This window comes from Reichenbachiella ulvae (assembly GCF_025833875.1).
GTDB classification, from domain to species: domain Bacteria; phylum Bacteroidota; class Bacteroidia; order Cytophagales; family Cyclobacteriaceae; genus Reichenbachiella; species Reichenbachiella ulvae.
The window spans coordinates 4795913-4811927 of the sequence record NZ_JAOYOD010000001.1 but is presented as its reverse complement, the minus strand read 5'-3'; the positions used below and the strand labels follow the sequence as shown (position 1 = coordinate 4811927).

13 protein-coding genes are annotated in these 16015 nt (G+C 42.2%); 7 read left to right on the top strand and 6 right to left on the bottom strand.

The window, feature by feature from the left end:
* Positions 1 to 210: 210 nt before the first annotated feature.
* Positions 211 to 2655, top strand: a complete 2445-nt coding sequence (locus N7U62_RS19725) for a glycosyl hydrolase 115 family protein (protein ID WP_264139810.1) — start codon at positions 211 to 213, stop codon at positions 2653 to 2655.
* Between the two features lie 158 nt (positions 2656 to 2813).
* On the opposite strand, the gene N7U62_RS19720 is transcribed toward N7U62_RS19725, so the two are convergent.
* Positions 2814 to 4916, bottom strand: a complete 2103-nt coding sequence (locus N7U62_RS19720; RefSeq protein ID WP_264139809.1) for a bifunctional aldolase/short-chain dehydrogenase — start codon at positions 4914 to 4916, stop codon at positions 2814 to 2816.
* Positions 4917 to 5134: 218 nt separating this feature from the next.
* Between N7U62_RS19720 and N7U62_RS19715 the strand changes: the two genes are divergently transcribed.
* The 5 genes from N7U62_RS19715 to N7U62_RS19695 all read left to right on the top strand — a co-directional run bounded on the left by N7U62_RS19715 (position 5135) and on the right by N7U62_RS19695 (position 9503).
* Positions 5135 to 6169, top strand: coding sequence for a GntR family transcriptional regulator (locus N7U62_RS19715; protein ID WP_264139808.1), 1035 nt, complete (start codon positions 5135 to 5137; stop codon positions 6167 to 6169).
* Between the two features lie 243 nt (positions 6170 to 6412).
* Positions 6413 to 7357 carry a phosphoribosylaminoimidazolesuccinocarboxamide synthase gene (locus N7U62_RS19710; protein WP_264139807.1) on the top strand — a complete coding sequence of 315 codons (945 nt, stop codon included), beginning with the start codon at positions 6413 to 6415 and terminating at the stop codon, positions 7355 to 7357.
* A 21-nt stretch (positions 7358 to 7378) separates the two neighbouring features.
* A complete protein-coding gene (locus N7U62_RS19705) occupies positions 7379 to 7756 on the top strand; it encodes an STAS domain-containing protein (protein WP_264139806.1) in 378 nt (125 codons plus the stop codon).
* A gap of 31 nt (positions 7757 to 7787) precedes the next feature.
* Positions 7788 to 8702 (top strand): ribonuclease Z, encoded by a 915-nt coding sequence (locus N7U62_RS19700; protein WP_264139805.1) that lies wholly within the window; start codon positions 7788 to 7790, stop codon positions 8700 to 8702.
* 3 nt (positions 8703 to 8705) lie between these two features.
* Complete coding sequence (locus tag N7U62_RS19695; RefSeq protein ID WP_264139804.1) at positions 8706 to 9503, top strand: queuosine precursor transporter; 798 nt, start codon at positions 8706 to 8708, stop codon at positions 9501 to 9503.
* 111 nt (positions 9504 to 9614) lie between these two features.
* Here the strand turns inward: N7U62_RS19695 and N7U62_RS19690 are convergent, their stop codons facing one another.
* A complete protein-coding gene (locus N7U62_RS19690; RefSeq protein ID WP_264139803.1) occupies positions 9615 to 10709 on the bottom strand; it encodes an o-succinylbenzoate synthase in 1095 nt (364 codons plus the stop codon).
* 88 nt (positions 10710 to 10797) lie between these two features.
* Here N7U62_RS19690 and N7U62_RS19685 point away from each other — a divergent pair, with 88 nt between their 5' ends.
* A complete protein-coding gene (locus tag N7U62_RS19685; protein ID WP_264139802.1) occupies positions 10798 to 11991 on the top strand; it encodes an S-adenosylmethionine:tRNA ribosyltransferase-isomerase in 1194 nt (397 codons plus the stop codon).
* Positions 11992 to 12007: 16 nt separating this feature from the next.
* Here N7U62_RS19685 and N7U62_RS23300 read toward each other — a convergent pair whose 3' ends face one another.
* From N7U62_RS23300 to N7U62_RS19670, 4 genes are all read right to left on the bottom strand, one after another.
* Positions 12008 to 12580: a T9SS type A sorting domain-containing protein gene (locus N7U62_RS23300; RefSeq protein WP_404818041.1), complete on the bottom strand. Its 573-nt coding sequence runs from the start codon at positions 12578 to 12580 to the stop codon at positions 12008 to 12010.
* A gap of 99 nt (positions 12581 to 12679) precedes the next feature.
* On the bottom strand, positions 12680 to 12832 hold the full coding sequence (locus N7U62_RS19680; protein ID WP_264139801.1) for a hypothetical protein: 153 nt from the start codon (positions 12830 to 12832) through the stop codon (positions 12680 to 12682).
* A 2-nt stretch (positions 12833 to 12834) separates the two neighbouring features.
* Entirely contained in the window at positions 12835 to 13710 is an 876-nt protein-coding gene (locus tag N7U62_RS19675; RefSeq protein WP_264139800.1) for a DUF4249 family protein, read from the bottom strand.
* Positions 13694 to 15982, bottom strand: coding sequence for a TonB-dependent receptor (locus tag N7U62_RS19670; protein WP_264139799.1), 2289 nt, complete (start codon positions 15980 to 15982; stop codon positions 13694 to 13696). The genes N7U62_RS19675 and N7U62_RS19670 overlap by 17 nt, the downstream gene beginning before the upstream one ends.
* Positions 15983 to 16015: the final 33 nt, after the last annotated feature.

Below are 16015 nucleotides of genomic sequence, written 5' to 3'. Positions count from 1 at the left end.
GGCATGGTGAAAACAGCCGGACTTTTATTCGCAATAGGTGTATTATCCATATATCAAATACAAGCCCGAACTGTGGACAACTTCATCTCAGGGATTTCGATCCAGCATGACAGTGAAGGAAAGCAATTGGAGAAAAGACGGTTATCATTTTAAACTAATTTTAAGAGCCAGTAGATTATTCTAACTGGCTCTTTCATTAAAACTTGTCTCATGAGATACATTCCTATATTACTCCTAGTCTTAGTCAGTTGCAGCCAGACACATAAGGATGATTTCATCATCGATCCAGCAACTTTTGCTATCTATGTAGATGCGAAAAGCGACCCCTTGATCCATTGGGCAGTAAAAGATTTTGCCAGTGATATAGAAAGCATCACAGGAGAAAAGGTCAACATTATCACCGATGATCTGCCAGGTCCTGATACACCAGGTATTGTAATCGGTAGTCTTGGGGATCCCCTTATTCAAACCAACTCAAAAGACATCCTTAATGACCTTAGCCAGCAATGGGAAAAATTTATCATTCTAAAGCAAGGCAAGCAACTTTTGATCACAGGCAGTGATGTTCGAGGTACCGTTTATGGTTTGTTTGAAGTGTCAGAACGTCTAGGTATTTCTCCCTGGAAATGGTGGGCAGATGTAAAAACCATAAAGAAGGAACAACTCACCCTCCACTTACCCAACAGCAAGATAGAACAAAGTCCCTCTGTGCAGTTTCGAGGCATCTTCCTCAACGACGAGGACTGGGGGCTCCAACCCTGGGCTGCAAAAACTCTGGAACCAGAAACTGGAGATATTGGCCCCAAAACCTATGAAAAAATCTTTCAACTTTTGCTCCGACTCAAAGCCAACACCCTTTGGCCTGCCATGCACCCCAGTACGAAGGCCTTTTTTAGCATCCCCGGTAATCAGGAAATGGCAGAAAAATACCACATCCACATCGGTACCTCACATGCAGAGCCCATGCTTAGAAACAATGTAGACGAATGGAAGGAAGAGTATGGCGAATACAATTATTTCACTAATCGAGAGAAAGTACAAGCCTATTGGCAAGAGCGAGTAGCTGAGAGCCAATCTGGAGATTACATCTATACGGTGGGCATGCGTGGCATCCATGATTCGGGCATGGAAGGACATGCCAGTCCTGAAGAGAAAAGAGAATTGCTCGAGACCATCATCAGCGACCAACGACAAATGCTATCCAATGAATTGGATGTAGAGTTGAACAAAATCCCTCAGGTCTTTATCCCTTACAAAGAAGTCCTGGATATCTACAACCAGGGCATGGACCTACCAGATGACATCAGTCTGATGTGGACCGACGACAACTATGGATACATCAGAAGACATAGCGATGAACAAGAGCAAAAACGTGCTGGAGGCAGCGGTGTCTATTACCACCTTAGCTATTGGGGGCGACCTCACGACTACCTGTGGCTATCGACCACCCAACCGGGTCTGATCGCTTACGAAATGACAAGAGCCTATCAAAATGGCGCTCAAAAGATATGGATCGCCAATGTGGGAGACATCAAACCAGCCGAGTACAATATGGAGCTTTTTATGGACCTGGCCTGGGACATTTCTCAACCTTATGGCTCCCCGGACCAACATCTCCAGCAATATTGCGAGAGAGAGTTTGGCCCGGCAAAAGCCCAAGAGATTGCTAATCTTCTGGAGGAGTACTACCATCTGGCCTTTATCCGCAAGCCGGAGTACATGGGCTGGAGTCAGACAGAGCCTACCACAGAGACACATCCAGCTACTTTCACTCAAGCCAACAACAATGAACTGCAGCGAAGAATTGATGCCTATACCAAGCTCTATGAAACGGCAGAAGACTTAAAGAAATTCATCCCTGAAGAAAGAAGAGATGCCTACTTCCAATTGGTAGAATACCCTGTTAAGGGAGCCGCGCTGATGAACTTTAAATTTTTAAGAGCGAAACAGGCTATGCTCAGTGCTGACTCCTCGCAAAGGTCAGACTTGAGCCAAATGGCACAACAAGCCTATGATGAAATCGTCCAACTTACCCAAGAATACAACCATGAAATCAGTGAGGGTAAATGGCAACACATGATGTCAATGAGTCCCAGGAATCTTCCAGTTTTTTCCATGCCGGATTTTCATCTGACAGATACTCTACCTTCAGAGACAACTCAGCCAATCGAATCAGACGTCATAGCTATCCAGGCAAGCGAATATACTCAAGCCCAAGCAGCTAATGGATACGAATGGAAAGCACAACAAGGGCTCGGCTATAGCCAATCGGCAGTCACTCTTCACCCATTCTCTGAAGCACACTTTTCGAAAGAAATGCCCTATTTGGAATATGAATTTATGGTAGAAAAAGCGGGTAGCTATCAGGTTGAGATCCGATGCCTACCCACACACTCCAATGACTATAACTACAAACTAAGAGTGGCAATTGATGAAGATAAACCAGTGGAATATCCTATCAATACAAAAGGCAGAAGTGCCCAATGGAAAAAAAATGTTTTGAGAAATAGCACCCGTACTGTGCATACTGTCGAGCTCAGCAAAAAAGGAAAGCACAACCTCAGAATAGAAGTCAACCAAAGCGGTATCGTGCTAGATCAGATCGCCATCGTACCAGAAGGCTACCCTGATTTTTATGAGATAGAAAGCAAGTAATCCTTAATTAAGTCAGAATCGAGTCTCTCCAGAAACTAAAGACCCAAAAGATATAGAACTATATCTTTTGGTCTCAACATTTTTCCGGAGAAGACTCAAATCATTGTTGTATTACTTTTAGTATTGAGTAATCAGATCAATACCCTAAAACAGGCTAACTAGCGCACAAATGCTGCCGCTACTCCACCGTCTACATTCAGTGTATTACCTGTGCTTTTGCTAAGTTTTCCACCTACAAAGCTGAACACACCATTGGCGATATCTTCAGTACTGATGATTTCGTTGAGTAGCGTACGCTTGGCATAGTGACCTGGCAGCTCTTCTACAGAAATACCATAAGCCTTGGCACGTCCTTCTGCCCATTTGCCTTCCCAGATTTTGCTACCTTCTATCACAGCATCAGGGTTCACTACATTCACGCGGATTTTGTCCTTGCCTAGCTCAGCGGCCAGCAGTCTGGACATGTGCTGTTGAGCAGCTTTGGCAGTACCGTAGACCACATTGTTTGGACCTGAAACCAATCCATTCTTACTAGCAATATTGACAATATCACCACCTAAGCCTTGAGCACGCAAAATTTCCACTCCTTTTTGGGACACAGTGAACTGGCCTTTGGTCAGTACATTCATGAGCAGATTATAGTCATCTTCAGTAGTCGACTCGAGCGGCTTGGAGATGGCCAGTCCAGCAGAGTTAACTACCACATCTACTCCACCAAATTCTAAGCAGGCCTTTTTGTAAGCGGCCTCTATGCTTTTTTCGTCCGTCACATCCAACACAGCATAGGTAGACACATCTCTACCGAAGGTATCATTGGCCTCTTTGAGGCGATCCTCATCAATATCCGTAATGACCACACACGCTCCCTCAGCAGATAACACATCAGCCACTGCTTTGCCTATTCCGCCTGCGCTACCAGTGATTAACGCCACTTTTCTAGACATTGGTTTTTCTTTTGGCATACGCTGAAGCTTGGCTTCTTCCAGCAACCAATATTCGATATCGAAGGCCTCTTGCAATGGCAAAGAAACATATTCAGAAATCGCCTCAGCACCACGCATTACGTTGATCGCATTGATATAAAACTCACTGGCCACACGAGCAGTTTGCTTGTTTTTAGCAAAAGAAAAAAGTCCTACTCCAGGCCACAATATGATAACCGGATTGGGGTCTCTCATGGCCGGGCTGTTGTTTCTTTTGTGCTTTTCGTAGTAATCCTGGTAGGATGCACGATAAGTTTCAAAGGCTGGTGCAATCTTTTCTTTGATGGCCTCCTTGTCAGACAAATCGATATCCATAGGTAGGTCTAAGACCAAAGGACTAATTTTAGTTCTCAAGAAATGATCGGGACAGCTGGTTCCCAGTGGTGCCAGACGATCGAGATCCTTGCTATTGATGAATTCGAGCACACGATCACTATCCGAAAAATGCCCAACCATTCTCGCATAACTAGAGGCAAGACCTCTAAGCACAGGGGCTAGTTGAGACGCTTGTTCTTTTCTTTGATCTGCTGGCAAAGCCTCCACTTTTTGACCTCCAAAAACAGGTCTCTCTTTTCCTGCACGGTCTTCTATATACACGCTGGCCTTCTCTATCGCCTCTAAGCTGTTGATGTAACACTCATAAGCTGTTTCTCCCCAGGTAAAAAGTCCATGACCTCCCAGGTACAGTCCTTTCAAGTTAGGGTTTTCTTCTATGGCTGCCTCCAGTTTAAGCGACAAGTCAAAACCCGGTCTTTGCCATGGAATCCACGCAAAATTATCGCCATATACCTCTTTGATGATCTTTTCACCGTCTTTAGAAGCAGCGATAGCGATGGCTGCATCCGGGTGCAAATGATCGATATGCTTGTAAGGCAACAAAGCATGAAGTGGTGTATCGATAGAAGGAGCCCTAGAGTCCAAGTCATAAATACAATGATTGAACAAAGCCACCATCTCATCTTCATGTTCCAACCCTCTGTAAACATTTTTGAGGGCACGAAGCTTGTCCACATAGAGCCCAGCTAGTCCATCGCGCTTGAGGGTACCAATATCTCCCCCTGATCCTTTCACCCACATGACTTCTACCTCTTCTCCGGTCAATGGGTCTTTTTCCATGGTTTTACAACTCGTATTGCCACCTCCATAGTTGGTAATACGAAGGTCTGCCCCTAATATATTGGATCTGTACAGTAGCAATGCTACCTCATCTCCTGCGAGTGCCCCCGCTTTGTCTTCTTCCCACAAATAATCTACGTGCTTAAAAGTCTGTGTGCTCATTTTATCTCTGAAGTATATTTATTCTACAATTTTAAGTTTGGCTAAGTTGGGCACGACTACAGTAAGGGCCATCCTGTACTTTACCGCTTTTCAACAAAGAAATTTCTGCTAAATCTGTAGACAAATCACCACAAAAGAGCCTTTTCACTCCGACTAGGCAACCAATCAAAATCCACTATATTTGTGAATTGGGCTTGAGATACTTTAAAAAAAAGTGAATGGAAGAATTTCTGAGTTTGGAAATTAGTGAGGGGTCCAGTACACCCAAATACAAGCAAATTGTCAAAAGTATAATCGGGAAAATAGAGGCTGACTCCATCAAGTATGGCCAAAAATTACCTTCTATTAACAAACTTAGCTTTGATTATATACTGGCACGAGACACAGTCGAAAAAGCCTACAACGAATTAAAAAAACAAGGGGTAATTGAATCTGTCAAAGGCAAGGGATACTACATCAAAAACACCAACCCACAGTCCCGGCTAAAAATCCTTGTTTTATTCAACAAACTGAGCTCCTACAAGAAAGTTATTTTCAACAGAATCGCCTCCGAATTGTCCGAAAAAGCACATTTGGATTTATTCATTTACCACTGTAGTTACGAGATTTTCAGCAAGATCCTAAGAGAAAGGTTGACTGACTACAACTACTACATCATCATGCCGCATTTTATTCAGTATGATCTTAAGGAGTTTGATGCTATACTAAAGCAACTTCCCAAAGAAAAAATATTACTACTGGATCATCAAATAGATGGGGTTGACCATTTTCATTCCATTATCTATCAGGACTTTAAAATGGACATATATGATGCGCTAGTTTCTGGAATCGAGCAGATCAAAAAATATGAAAGGTTGGTGCTCGTATTTCCCGAAAATCAAAATTACCCCTACCCCAAAGAGATTATTCTGGGTTTTAGACGTTTTTGTTCCTTTCACCAGGTGCAGTTCGAAATCACGAATGAGATCAAACCTGAGGACAAGATAGAAAAGCAAGTTGCTTATATTATAATAGAAGAAACTGATCTAGTAAACCTGATCAAACAGGCTCGAGCGGCGGGCCTTCAACTAGGACAAGACGTGGGAATAATTTCCTACAATGACACCCCACTAAAAGAAGTATTGGTCGATGGTATTTCTGTCATCACCACCAACTTTGAAAAAATGGGCCAGGAGGCAGCCAAGGCGATTCTGGACAACAAACCAATCAAACTTAAAAATGATTTTGAATTAATCCCTAGAAATACACTCTGACAGCAGGTTTTATAGCGAATCTACCTGATTTTTCTGCTTCTTAACCTAGTCCGATACTCAACATTAGGAATCCAATCTATACGATCATAATAGACATTAAGCTCCCTTAGGATCACTCCCATCCATTTCTCCTTAATGGATAAAAACACTAAGCTCAGAAGCATTTTCAGGCAGTGTAAAATTTACCAATAGCAAGTGATGCTTATTTATTTCTTTTCCTCTCAATACCTTAGATTTGCCTCCATGAATAAAGGTCTTAAATCTACCGATTATCACTTTGCAGGTCAGACGAAGAAGTACACAGGCAAAGTACGTGATGTATATGAGTTCGAAGATCAATTGGCCATGGTGGCCAGTGATAGGATTTCGGCATTTGACGTAGTGCTACCTGAGCCGATTCCTTACAAAGGCCAGGTGCTCAACCAAATTGCCGCTCGATTTCTTGAAGCTACAGCGGATATCGTACCCAACTGGGTAGATAGCGTACCGGACCCAAATGTAACAATCGGTAAAAGATGTGACCCTTTCAAAGTGGAAATGGTGATAAGAGGGTATCTGGCGGGCCATGCCTGGAGAGAATACCGAGATGGCAAACGAATGCTATGTGGAGTGGCTCTGCCTGAAGGATTAAAAGAAAACGACAAGCTCCCCGCTCCTATCATCACTCCTACTACCAAAGCAGCAGAGGGACACGATGAGGACATATCGAGAGAGGAAATCCTAAAGCAAGGGATCGTAGCTGAGGACCTTTATACCCAACTGGAAGAATATACCCAGGCGCTTTTCCAGAGGGGAACCGAGATGGCAGCCGAGAGAGGGTTGATTCTCGTAGATACGAAATATGAATTTGGGATGTATGAAGGAAAGATCATCCTGATCGACGAGATTCACACCCCAGACTCTTCGAGATACTTTTATGCGGACACTTATGCCGAATTACAGGCAAAAGGTGAGCCTCAAAGACAACTTTCAAAGGAGTTTGTACGTCAATGGTTAATCGCTGAAGGCTTTCAAGGCAAAGAAGGGCAGCGCATCCCTGAAATGACCGAGGAGAAAATCACCTCAATTTCAGATCGCTACATCGAACTATTCGAAAAGATAACAGGAGACAGTTTTGTCAAAGAAGACACTTCAGATATTTCCAATCGAATAAAAGAAAACATCGAAAAATCGCTTAATTTACAATAGAAGAGGAGAAAATAAGATACTATGAAGTTCACATTAGACAGACAGGAGAAATACAATACGATTAAATTCAACGAGGAAAAATTAGACTCTACCATCTCTGCAGAGTTGAAGACAGAATTTCTGGCTTTTCAGGGACAAGGAGTAGCTAATATGATCGTAGATCTCTCTGATGTCAAGTACATTGACTCTTCGGGGCTTAGTGCTTTGCTAGTCGGTAACCGCGTTTTTACAGAGGCTGGAGGTTCTTTCATCCTTTGCAGTGTGTCAGATCATGCCATGAAACTGATCAGCATTTCGCAACTAGACAAGGTGCTCGAAATCCTTCCAACCGTAGAAGAGGCCATCGATTTGGTTTTCATGAACGAATTGGAGCAGGGCTTTAAAGAAGGGGAAGAATAATCCCCTTTTCACTTTCTTAGACCCCTTTCTATTGCCATTCAGTGTAAAAATACTCGGATCCAATGCGTCGGTTCCTGCACATAACAGAAACCAAACGTCACAACTGCTGACCATGATGCAAGTGCCCTTTCTCATTGATTGTGGTGAAGGAACGCAGTTGCAACTGAAGAAGAATAAAATCAAGGCTCAAAAAATTGATCATATCTTCATCAGCCACTTGCATGGGGATCATTATTATGGATTGATTGGACTGATCTCTTCACTGCACCTATACGGAAGGCAAAAAGACCTAAATATCTATGGCCCTCCGGGCTTGAAAGATATCATAGCGATCAATCTGAAGTATTCACAAACCAACCTCAATTACAAAATCAATCTGACCGAATGGGAATATGGTGATAAGCAGTTGCTTTTCGAAAACCAAAACATTCAGATTTATTCCTTCCCTCTCAACCATCGCATTCCTTGTTCAGGTTTTCTTTTCGAAGAAAAACCTAAAAAACGACGGATCAACAGAAAACTGCTCCCGATCGATCTCCCTCCTTCTCGCATCATTCAATTGAAGAATGGAGAAGACATACTTGACGAGGAAGGAAAGGTTAAATATGCCAATAAGGAATATACTTTACCTCCGGCACCATCTAGAACCTATGCCTTTTGTTCGGACACTAAATATGATGAAGCCATCATTCCTTATATCCAGGGAGTAGACATGCTTTACCATGAAGCCACATTCATGGAGGACATGAAGGAAAGAGCTGCGCAAACCCATCACACAACCACTACTGAAGCGGCATTAATCGCCCAAAAAGCCAATGTAGGCAGATTATTGATTGGGCATTTTTCTACCCGATACAAAGACCTACAACCCATGCTCGATGAGGCCAAATCAGTTTTCGAAAAAACGGAATTAGCACTGGAGGGGCATGAATTCTCAGAAGATTAATACATGAAAGAAACCGCATACCAAGAAAAGAAAAACAATCTGTTCCTAATTCTCGGTGGTCTGTTCATCATGAATGCCCTGCTGGCAGAAATCCTAGGAATAAAAATATTCTCATTGGAGAAGCTATTGGGTACAGCGCCCGCGCAGATCAACACCTTTGGAGATTTCGTCCTCAATTTTGATCTCACAGCTGGAGTTATTCTCTGGCCCGTGGTCTTCATCACTACAGATATCATCAATGAGTACTTTGGAAAGAAAGGGGTCAAAAAGATCAGTTTCCTAACTGCAGGATTGATCAGTGTAGCTTTTTTGATGATCTATGTGATCACTCTACTACCGCCAGCAGATTTTTGGCTGGACTTCAACAACCAGGACAATCAAGGCAATCCTTTCAATATTGATTTTGCCTACAAGCTGATCTTTCAGCAAGGGCTGGGGATAATCATCGGGTCTCTGGTCGCTTTTCTCATAGCCCAATTGCTAGATGTATTCGTTTTTCAAAAACTCCGTAGAATCACAGGCTCAGGCAAAATATGGCTCAGAGCCACGGGTAGTACGCTCGTTTCTCAGTTCATCGACAGTTTCGTGGTGCTGTTCATTGCCTTTTATGTCTGGGGCAACTGGCCATTCGAGCAAGTGATCGCCATCGGCATTGTCAATTATATCTACAAATTCATTATTGCCATTCTGATGACCCCATTCATCTACCTGGGCCATGCCATCATCGATCGCTATTTGGGCAAAAAAAATGCTGAACTCTTAGCCGAAGAAGCCGCCGAGTCCAGCAAAAACTTATTTTGACAATTTTGAAAAGTGTAATAACGAATCTTGATTCGCGATTATTTAAAAGTAAAAGTGAAGCAAAAGGTTTCGTGATTCCACCTTTTTCGACCAGTTAGGTCCTTTTGTAGACTACTTGATGAATTTCAAGGCAGAAAGGTCCCAGGAGAAGTTCTCATGATAGTAAATCTCCTCACCATCTATTGTGAGTGGAGAATAAAAATTGTTGGTATAAAGTTGACCCGTGCCTAGCCCCTGATGAGGCAAATTCTGATACTCGGCAGTAAACTGACAGATAGCATTTAAGCCAATGTTACTCTCTAGCGCTGAAGTAATCCACCAGCCAATTTTCAACTCCTCTGCCAAATCAATCCATTCCTTAGTAGCATGGAACCCGCCAAGAAGAGAAGGCTTCAAAATGATATAAGGAGGATTGATACCTGAGAGTAATTTTCGCTTTTCCTTTTTGTCAAATACTCCGATCAATTCTTCGTCCAAGGCAACTGGCACTGGAGATCGCTTGCATGTCAACTGCATCGCATGATACTGCCGAGGCATGATGGGCTGCTCGATAGAGTGCAAATCAAATTGTGCTAGCTGATCAAGCTTCAGCAGCACATCCTGCGTTCGGAATGCACCATTGGCATCTACACGAAGAGTCAGTTCATCAGCTGAAAACTTTTCACGAATAGAGCCCAATATCTTCAACTCCGTCTCAAAATCAATCGCCCCAATCTTCATCTTCAGACATTTGAAGCCTTTTTTGAGTTTTTCATCGATTTGATCCAGCATGAATTTTTCTTCACCCATCCAGATCAAGCCATTGATCGGGATACGTCGTTCCTTCTGAAAAAAATCATTTTTAAAAATCTGGAATCCCCCTCCATTGATCAAATCTAACAGTGCCGTTTCCAGTCCGAAGCGTATGGCCGGCTTTTGTTCATCTACCAGATTTTGAACCAACTTATAAACCTGCTCCGATGATTCTGGGAGTCTACTTCCCCTTATTTCTTCGGCGAGCAATTCTAATTCTACCTTGAAATCCAATTGATAATCATGGCTTAGGCGATCAATTGTACTCACCTCCCCATAGCCTACCAAATCAGGCATTTTGGTGTGGGTTAACTTCAGAATCCACGCATCCTTGGTTTTGAGAACCCCGCGCGAAGTACCTGCATCGAATTTAAATTCCAGGGTGTGTAAAGCAAATTCAAGTTTGAAACCCATAAGTGCCACTAATTACATAAGAAAATTGGACTTTACCATCAAATTATGCCAAGAAAACAAGAATTTTGAGGTCGAACTACATCTAGATATGATCAAAGAAAATTCCGCACTGGCCCATTATCTTTTCGACTTGCCAGAAGAAAAAATCGCCAAGCATCCCTTAGAAAATCGCGACGATTCTAAAATTTTGATCTATCAAAATCAGAATATTCGACACGATAGCTTCAAAAATGTAACTGATTTCATCCCAGAGGATGCCACTCTGTTTCTCAACAACACCAAGGTCATAGCCGCGCAATTATTCTTCCAAAAAGAGACAGGAGCTAAAATAGAGGTATTTCTTACCGAACCCGTCTCTCCATACACCGAATTTCAAAATGCACTGAAGGCGCAAAAAACCTGTACCTGGAAATGTATGATCGGAAACCTGAAAAAATGGAAAGATGGAACCACCATTTCGCTGAAACTCAACAATATCAAACTAGAGGCCAAATTGATTGACCGATCGCATGGACTGGTGGAGTTCAGCTGGGATACTGCCGATGAATTCCTGACCATAGTAGAATCAGCTGGTCATGTTCCTTTGCCCCCCTACCTCAACAGAGAAGAAACTGAAGAAGACAAAAGTCGATATCAAACCGTATTTTCTGAAAAGGAAGGAGCCGTAGCTGCTCCTACTGCCGGACTGCATTTCACCGATGAGATCTTAACAAAAATTGAATCTCAAGGCTGTAAAATCGACAGAGTAACACTTCATGTCAGTGCTGGTACTTTTCGACCGATCAAAACAGAAGACTTCAAGGCACATGATATGCACAATGAGCGCATCATCATCCATCGTCACAACATAGAAAATATCCTGGGCAGCAAAGGACCTGTGCTGGCAGTAGGCACCACGGCCATGAGGACATTGGAAAGCACCTATTGGTATGGTGCTATGTTAGCCCAAAACGCTAAAGCACAATTTTCGATTCAAAAAGACACAGCCTACCTCGAGGAGCTACAAGGAATCTCCCTGCAAACTGCCATGGAGGCCATTCTTCAAAAGATGGAAGATGAAAAAATCAGCACACTGAAAGGAGAAACAGAAATCTACATTTACCCCGGCTATGACTTCAAAGTAGTGGAAGGACTTTTTACCAACTTTCACATGCCGGGCTCTACGCTGGTCTTGTTGGTAGCGGCGTTTATAGGTGAGGACTGGAAGAAGGTGTATGAACAAGCACTGCAAAACGACTATCGATTCCTGAGCTATGGGGATACTTCTCTGCTGATGAGATAGACGATTCTATGTTGTGTTATTTTTTTATGATCAATTGGGTAGTGCTATACGTACTAGATGAAATTCTCAAAATATAGATTCCACCAGACAGTGTACTTGTCACAACCCTTATGGTCTGTAGTCCTGACCGTGAAATTATTTTAGTACTACCCATTACTTTTACTCCTTCCATAGTGAAGGAATCGATATACAATTTCTCTACAAGTTGACTTTCTAATGTAATAGCAATCATATCTTGAAAAGGATTTGGATAAACCGACACAAGCTTTGATTTTGCCTGCAACACTTCAATAAGATTCATTTCTCTAAGCTCTGAACATAGTGAGAACAACGATTCAGACACGTTTAACCTAGAAATAGAGTCCTGTCCTGGCGCAAAACTCTCGAACATACTTTTGTTATTAAGGATAGCCTTTTTTACCTGCAATGCGGATTTTGCTGGATTTTTTAAAATTAAGTCGAAAAAATTATTTGACGGTATTAAAAATAGCAAAGCGATTGTCCCGGTCACATAAGCAGCAGCTGCAGAAGTCCCAGAAAAATAGCCATAATCCCCATTATTTGGCGTTTCCCCAGTGTTATTCCAAATATTGTCATAGAGATCTTCATGATCAAGTTTTACACCTTTATCAATTATGGCTACAACAATATCATGTCCATAATAACTTTTTCCTCCGGCGGTTAATTTCTACGCATCCATTAAACCAATGGCCTCTTCGTACTGCCACTGCTTATGGTCGTAAGGCAACAAAAATTCATTATAGCCATATTGAGCATAACAATTAGCTGCCAACAGGTTTACCATTAGGTTAGTAATGAAAAGCAGTTGCCATTCTCTCATATCTATTTGGAGTAGTCCATCATGTTTACTGTATCCGCAGAGATATAAGTGGCAAAAAAATATCCCCGTGCACCACTACTCAAATTGGTTGAAATATTTCCGGGGTTAGATTTCAATATACCAGCAGACCAATCAGATTCGCTCAGCATTTCATAGACGAAATCATAGTAGGAATCAGACATAGACATGTAGTACACGACATATTTTTCATGCGGTCGTCCCCATAGTGGATGTATGTTCACTTCAGAGTTGTATAAACCTTCCATAGGAAAGAAATCATGAAGATAGAAATCGTACATTCTAGAAGTAAAGAAAGATAATATAGGTAAGCCCAAAGTGGTATTGGTAACAGAATCAAGTAGCCCAATCTTCAACTTTATAGGGTCATCATAGCCGAAGCTATGCCTAAACATTTCTAACCCGATAAAACCTCTTTCGCTTAACACCTGAGTGATGGGCAACGGGGGGAGTTCTGCCTCAAAACCCTTCATTCTGTCTTGTCCCGTATACACCCTGTCGTTCCAGTCTATCCTAATAGAATAAGTCGCCCCAATTTCCCCCTTAAAAGGCATTTTGCTATAATATACTCCCTTTTCTTCAGTATCTTTTGATTCATCGTATTGATATGTTTTCACACCATCCGAAACCACAATCTCAGCATCACTTATCGGCTTATTGCCCTCGACTCCACCCCATGTCCCAGGTGTCTTGAGTATGACAACTTGTGAAGAATCCAGAGACGTAACGCCACCATATACAACTATCTCTGTGGAAATCCCATCATTAAAATTGAACTCCTCCAAAGGCACTTCGGTCAATGAACAAGCACTCATCAAAAAAGTAGTAAAGGCAAACAAAAGACTAAAACGAAAATTCATAAGTAATATTGGGAAAGAAAGAAGTCATCGCATATTGAGAAATACTAGGCTGTGGTTCTTGTCCATAAAACCCAGTAAATGTGAAATTATAGCTCATAGGATTGCTCCTGGCATAGAGGTTATATACACTCAGGGCGATGGATTGTCTAAACCTCTCGTCCTTACTTTTCGGCAGCCATTTGGCGGACACATCTAGCCTGTGATAATTAGGGAACCGACCCGTATTTTTTTCGGCGTAAACAGGAATCCCCCTTCCCTCGATAATCATATAAGACACCGGGGGTGTAAAAGGCCGACCTGTACTATAAATCCAGTAGAGTGAAAATTGCCAGCTACTCGATGCCTTCAACCCAAGGTTGACTTTTATCTCATGCGGCATATCAAAGTTGGATGGATACTTTTCTGATTGCAGGGACGGAATATGGTTTATACTTCTGGACCAGGTGTATGAAATATCTCCAAAGAGTATTCCCACTTCTTTCGAAATTGATGTTTCGATACCATAGGAGATACTTGAGCCTTGCCTAATTTCGAGCTCCGCATTTGGGTTGCCGATCAATTGAGCCTTATCAACAAAATCAGGTTGGTTCTCGACTCTTTTGTAGTAAGAGGCCAGCTCTAAAGTAAAACGCTCTAACAAAGTGTGTCCCCAAGAAACGGAAAAATTGTTTGCGACCATTGGCTTTATATTGGGATTGGAAGGAAACCAGGACTCTAGTGATGTGTACCCAAGCTGCGAATTGTCAAGAACCATCACATTTTGAGCCATTCTGCCACATCTAGCTGACACCAGGTTCTTTTTGCCCATTTTCATGGAAACGGACAGCCTCGGCTGTAAGTAATTGTTATAGTGGTAAATTCCCCTTTCATTTTCGCGAACTCTTCCATTTGAACTATCATACCATGTCGCTTGACCATAATTTGCAAAACAGGACCAATGCAGACCCGCTGAAACAAAATACCTGTCCAACCATGCCCATTGGCATTGAATATAAGTACCTAGCTCGACAGCATTTGAAGATGGGATACTGGTGTTCTTAGATTGGCTTTCGCCAGGGGTGAAATCATGAATAGTTGAAGCAAGCCCTACCGAAATACTATTGGAATTGGTATGACTGTACTCTACGTTTGCCTTGAAGGAAAGGTCGCTAACACCCGTTTTCCAAAAAACATGTCGGATGGAGTCCTCTGTCTGATAAGTATTAGAATAAGACGACCCGATGAGAGAAAAGTCAGAGAACAATTTAGGCTTTAGTACTCTTTGGTACTTTAAGTTTACTGCTGTGTTCCCCCATTGATTATCAAACCCCATATCACTCTCCACCCAATCTCTCCCAGCATAAGAATACAATTGAATCCGGCTTTTTTCATCAATAATGTGCGTGAGTCCGATGTTTATATCTACATATCCTGGTATGAATTCTTGTTCCGGTTCAACAAACCAATTGATCCAACTTGCCCTGGTGGATAAAAAATAAGCGGTTTTTGCACCTTTTATCAAAGGTCCTTGAGCACTTGCCCTTAGCCCTAGTAAGCTTAGCCCTCCTTTTATTTCATGAAAATTAAAATTACCCTCATGTTGCCTAACATCAAGAATCCCAGATATACGACCCGCATAGTTGGCAGGTGCTGCGGACTTATAAAATCTAATGCTTTGAATAGCGTCTGGGTTAAATACTGACACCAGCCCCATCATGTGCGAAATATTATAAAGCGGCATGTCATTGATCATTATCAAATTTTGATCACTTGACCCACCTCTGATATACATACTACTAGTGCCTTCTCCGATTGTTTTTACACCGGGCTGAAACTGTATCGATTTAATCAGGTCCACTTCTCCAAACATATAGGGCATTTGTTTGATTTGTTCAATATTAATGATGTTCGACTCAAGGCTATTCTTTCCAAAATTGGATGAGGCACCTATCACCACTACCTCTTTCAATTCATTACTGTGGGGAGACATCTTGATGTTCAAAGTCATATTTGACTCGACATGGAGGCTTATTTTCTTTTTTTTATACCCCAGAAACGAAACAGTCAAGTTTAACTCCCCTTCGGGGCTATTGATACTAAAATATCCATAATCATTTGTGCTAACATGCCCTTGGCGTTCATTACCCAGCCAGGCAGAAGGAAGCGCTTGATTATTCAATGAATCAACAACAAACCCACTCACTGTGTATTGACTGTAGGCCTCCTGTACAGATAAACATAAGAGGAAAATGAGAAGATATGTAAAGCGCCGCAAGAATCCAGAGATGGTCATTGGGGCACTTGGTGATTTCGATTCAATCAACAC

Excerpts from the sequence above, each read along its gene's own strand:
- N7U62_RS19725 (WP_264139810.1), top strand. The coding sequence starts at position 211 with ATGAGATACATTCCTATATTACTCCTAGTCTTAGTCAGTTGCAGCCAG.
- N7U62_RS19720 (WP_264139809.1), bottom strand. The coding sequence starts at position 4,916 with ATGAGCACACAGACTTTTAAGCACGTAGATTATTTGTGGGAAGAAGAC.
- N7U62_RS19715 (WP_264139808.1), top strand. The coding sequence starts at position 5,135 with ATGGAAGAATTTCTGAGTTTGGAAATTAGTGAGGGGTCCAGTACACCC.
- N7U62_RS19710 (WP_264139807.1), top strand. The coding sequence starts at position 6,413 with ATGAATAAAGGTCTTAAATCTACCGATTATCACTTTGCAGGTCAGACG.
- N7U62_RS19705 (WP_264139806.1), top strand. The coding sequence starts at position 7,379 with ATGAAGTTCACATTAGACAGACAGGAGAAATACAATACGATTAAATTC.
- N7U62_RS19695 (WP_264139804.1), top strand. The coding sequence starts at position 8,706 with ATGAAAGAAACCGCATACCAAGAAAAGAAAAACAATCTGTTCCTAATT.
- N7U62_RS19690 (WP_264139803.1), bottom strand. The coding sequence starts at position 10,709 with ATGGGTTTCAAACTTGAATTTGCTTTACACACCCTGGAATTTAAATTC.
- N7U62_RS19685 (WP_264139802.1), top strand. The coding sequence starts at position 10,798 with ATGATCAAAGAAAATTCCGCACTGGCCCATTATCTTTTCGACTTGCCA.
- N7U62_RS19680 (WP_264139801.1), bottom strand. The coding sequence starts at position 12,832 with ATGAGAGAATGGCAACTGCTTTTCATTACTAACCTAATGGTAAACCTG.
- N7U62_RS19675 (WP_264139800.1), bottom strand. The coding sequence starts at position 13,710 with ATGAATTTTCGTTTTAGTCTTTTGTTTGCCTTTACTACTTTTTTGATG.
- N7U62_RS19670 (WP_264139799.1), bottom strand. The coding sequence starts at position 15,982 with ATGACCATCTCTGGATTCTTGCGGCGCTTTACATATCTTCTCATTTTC.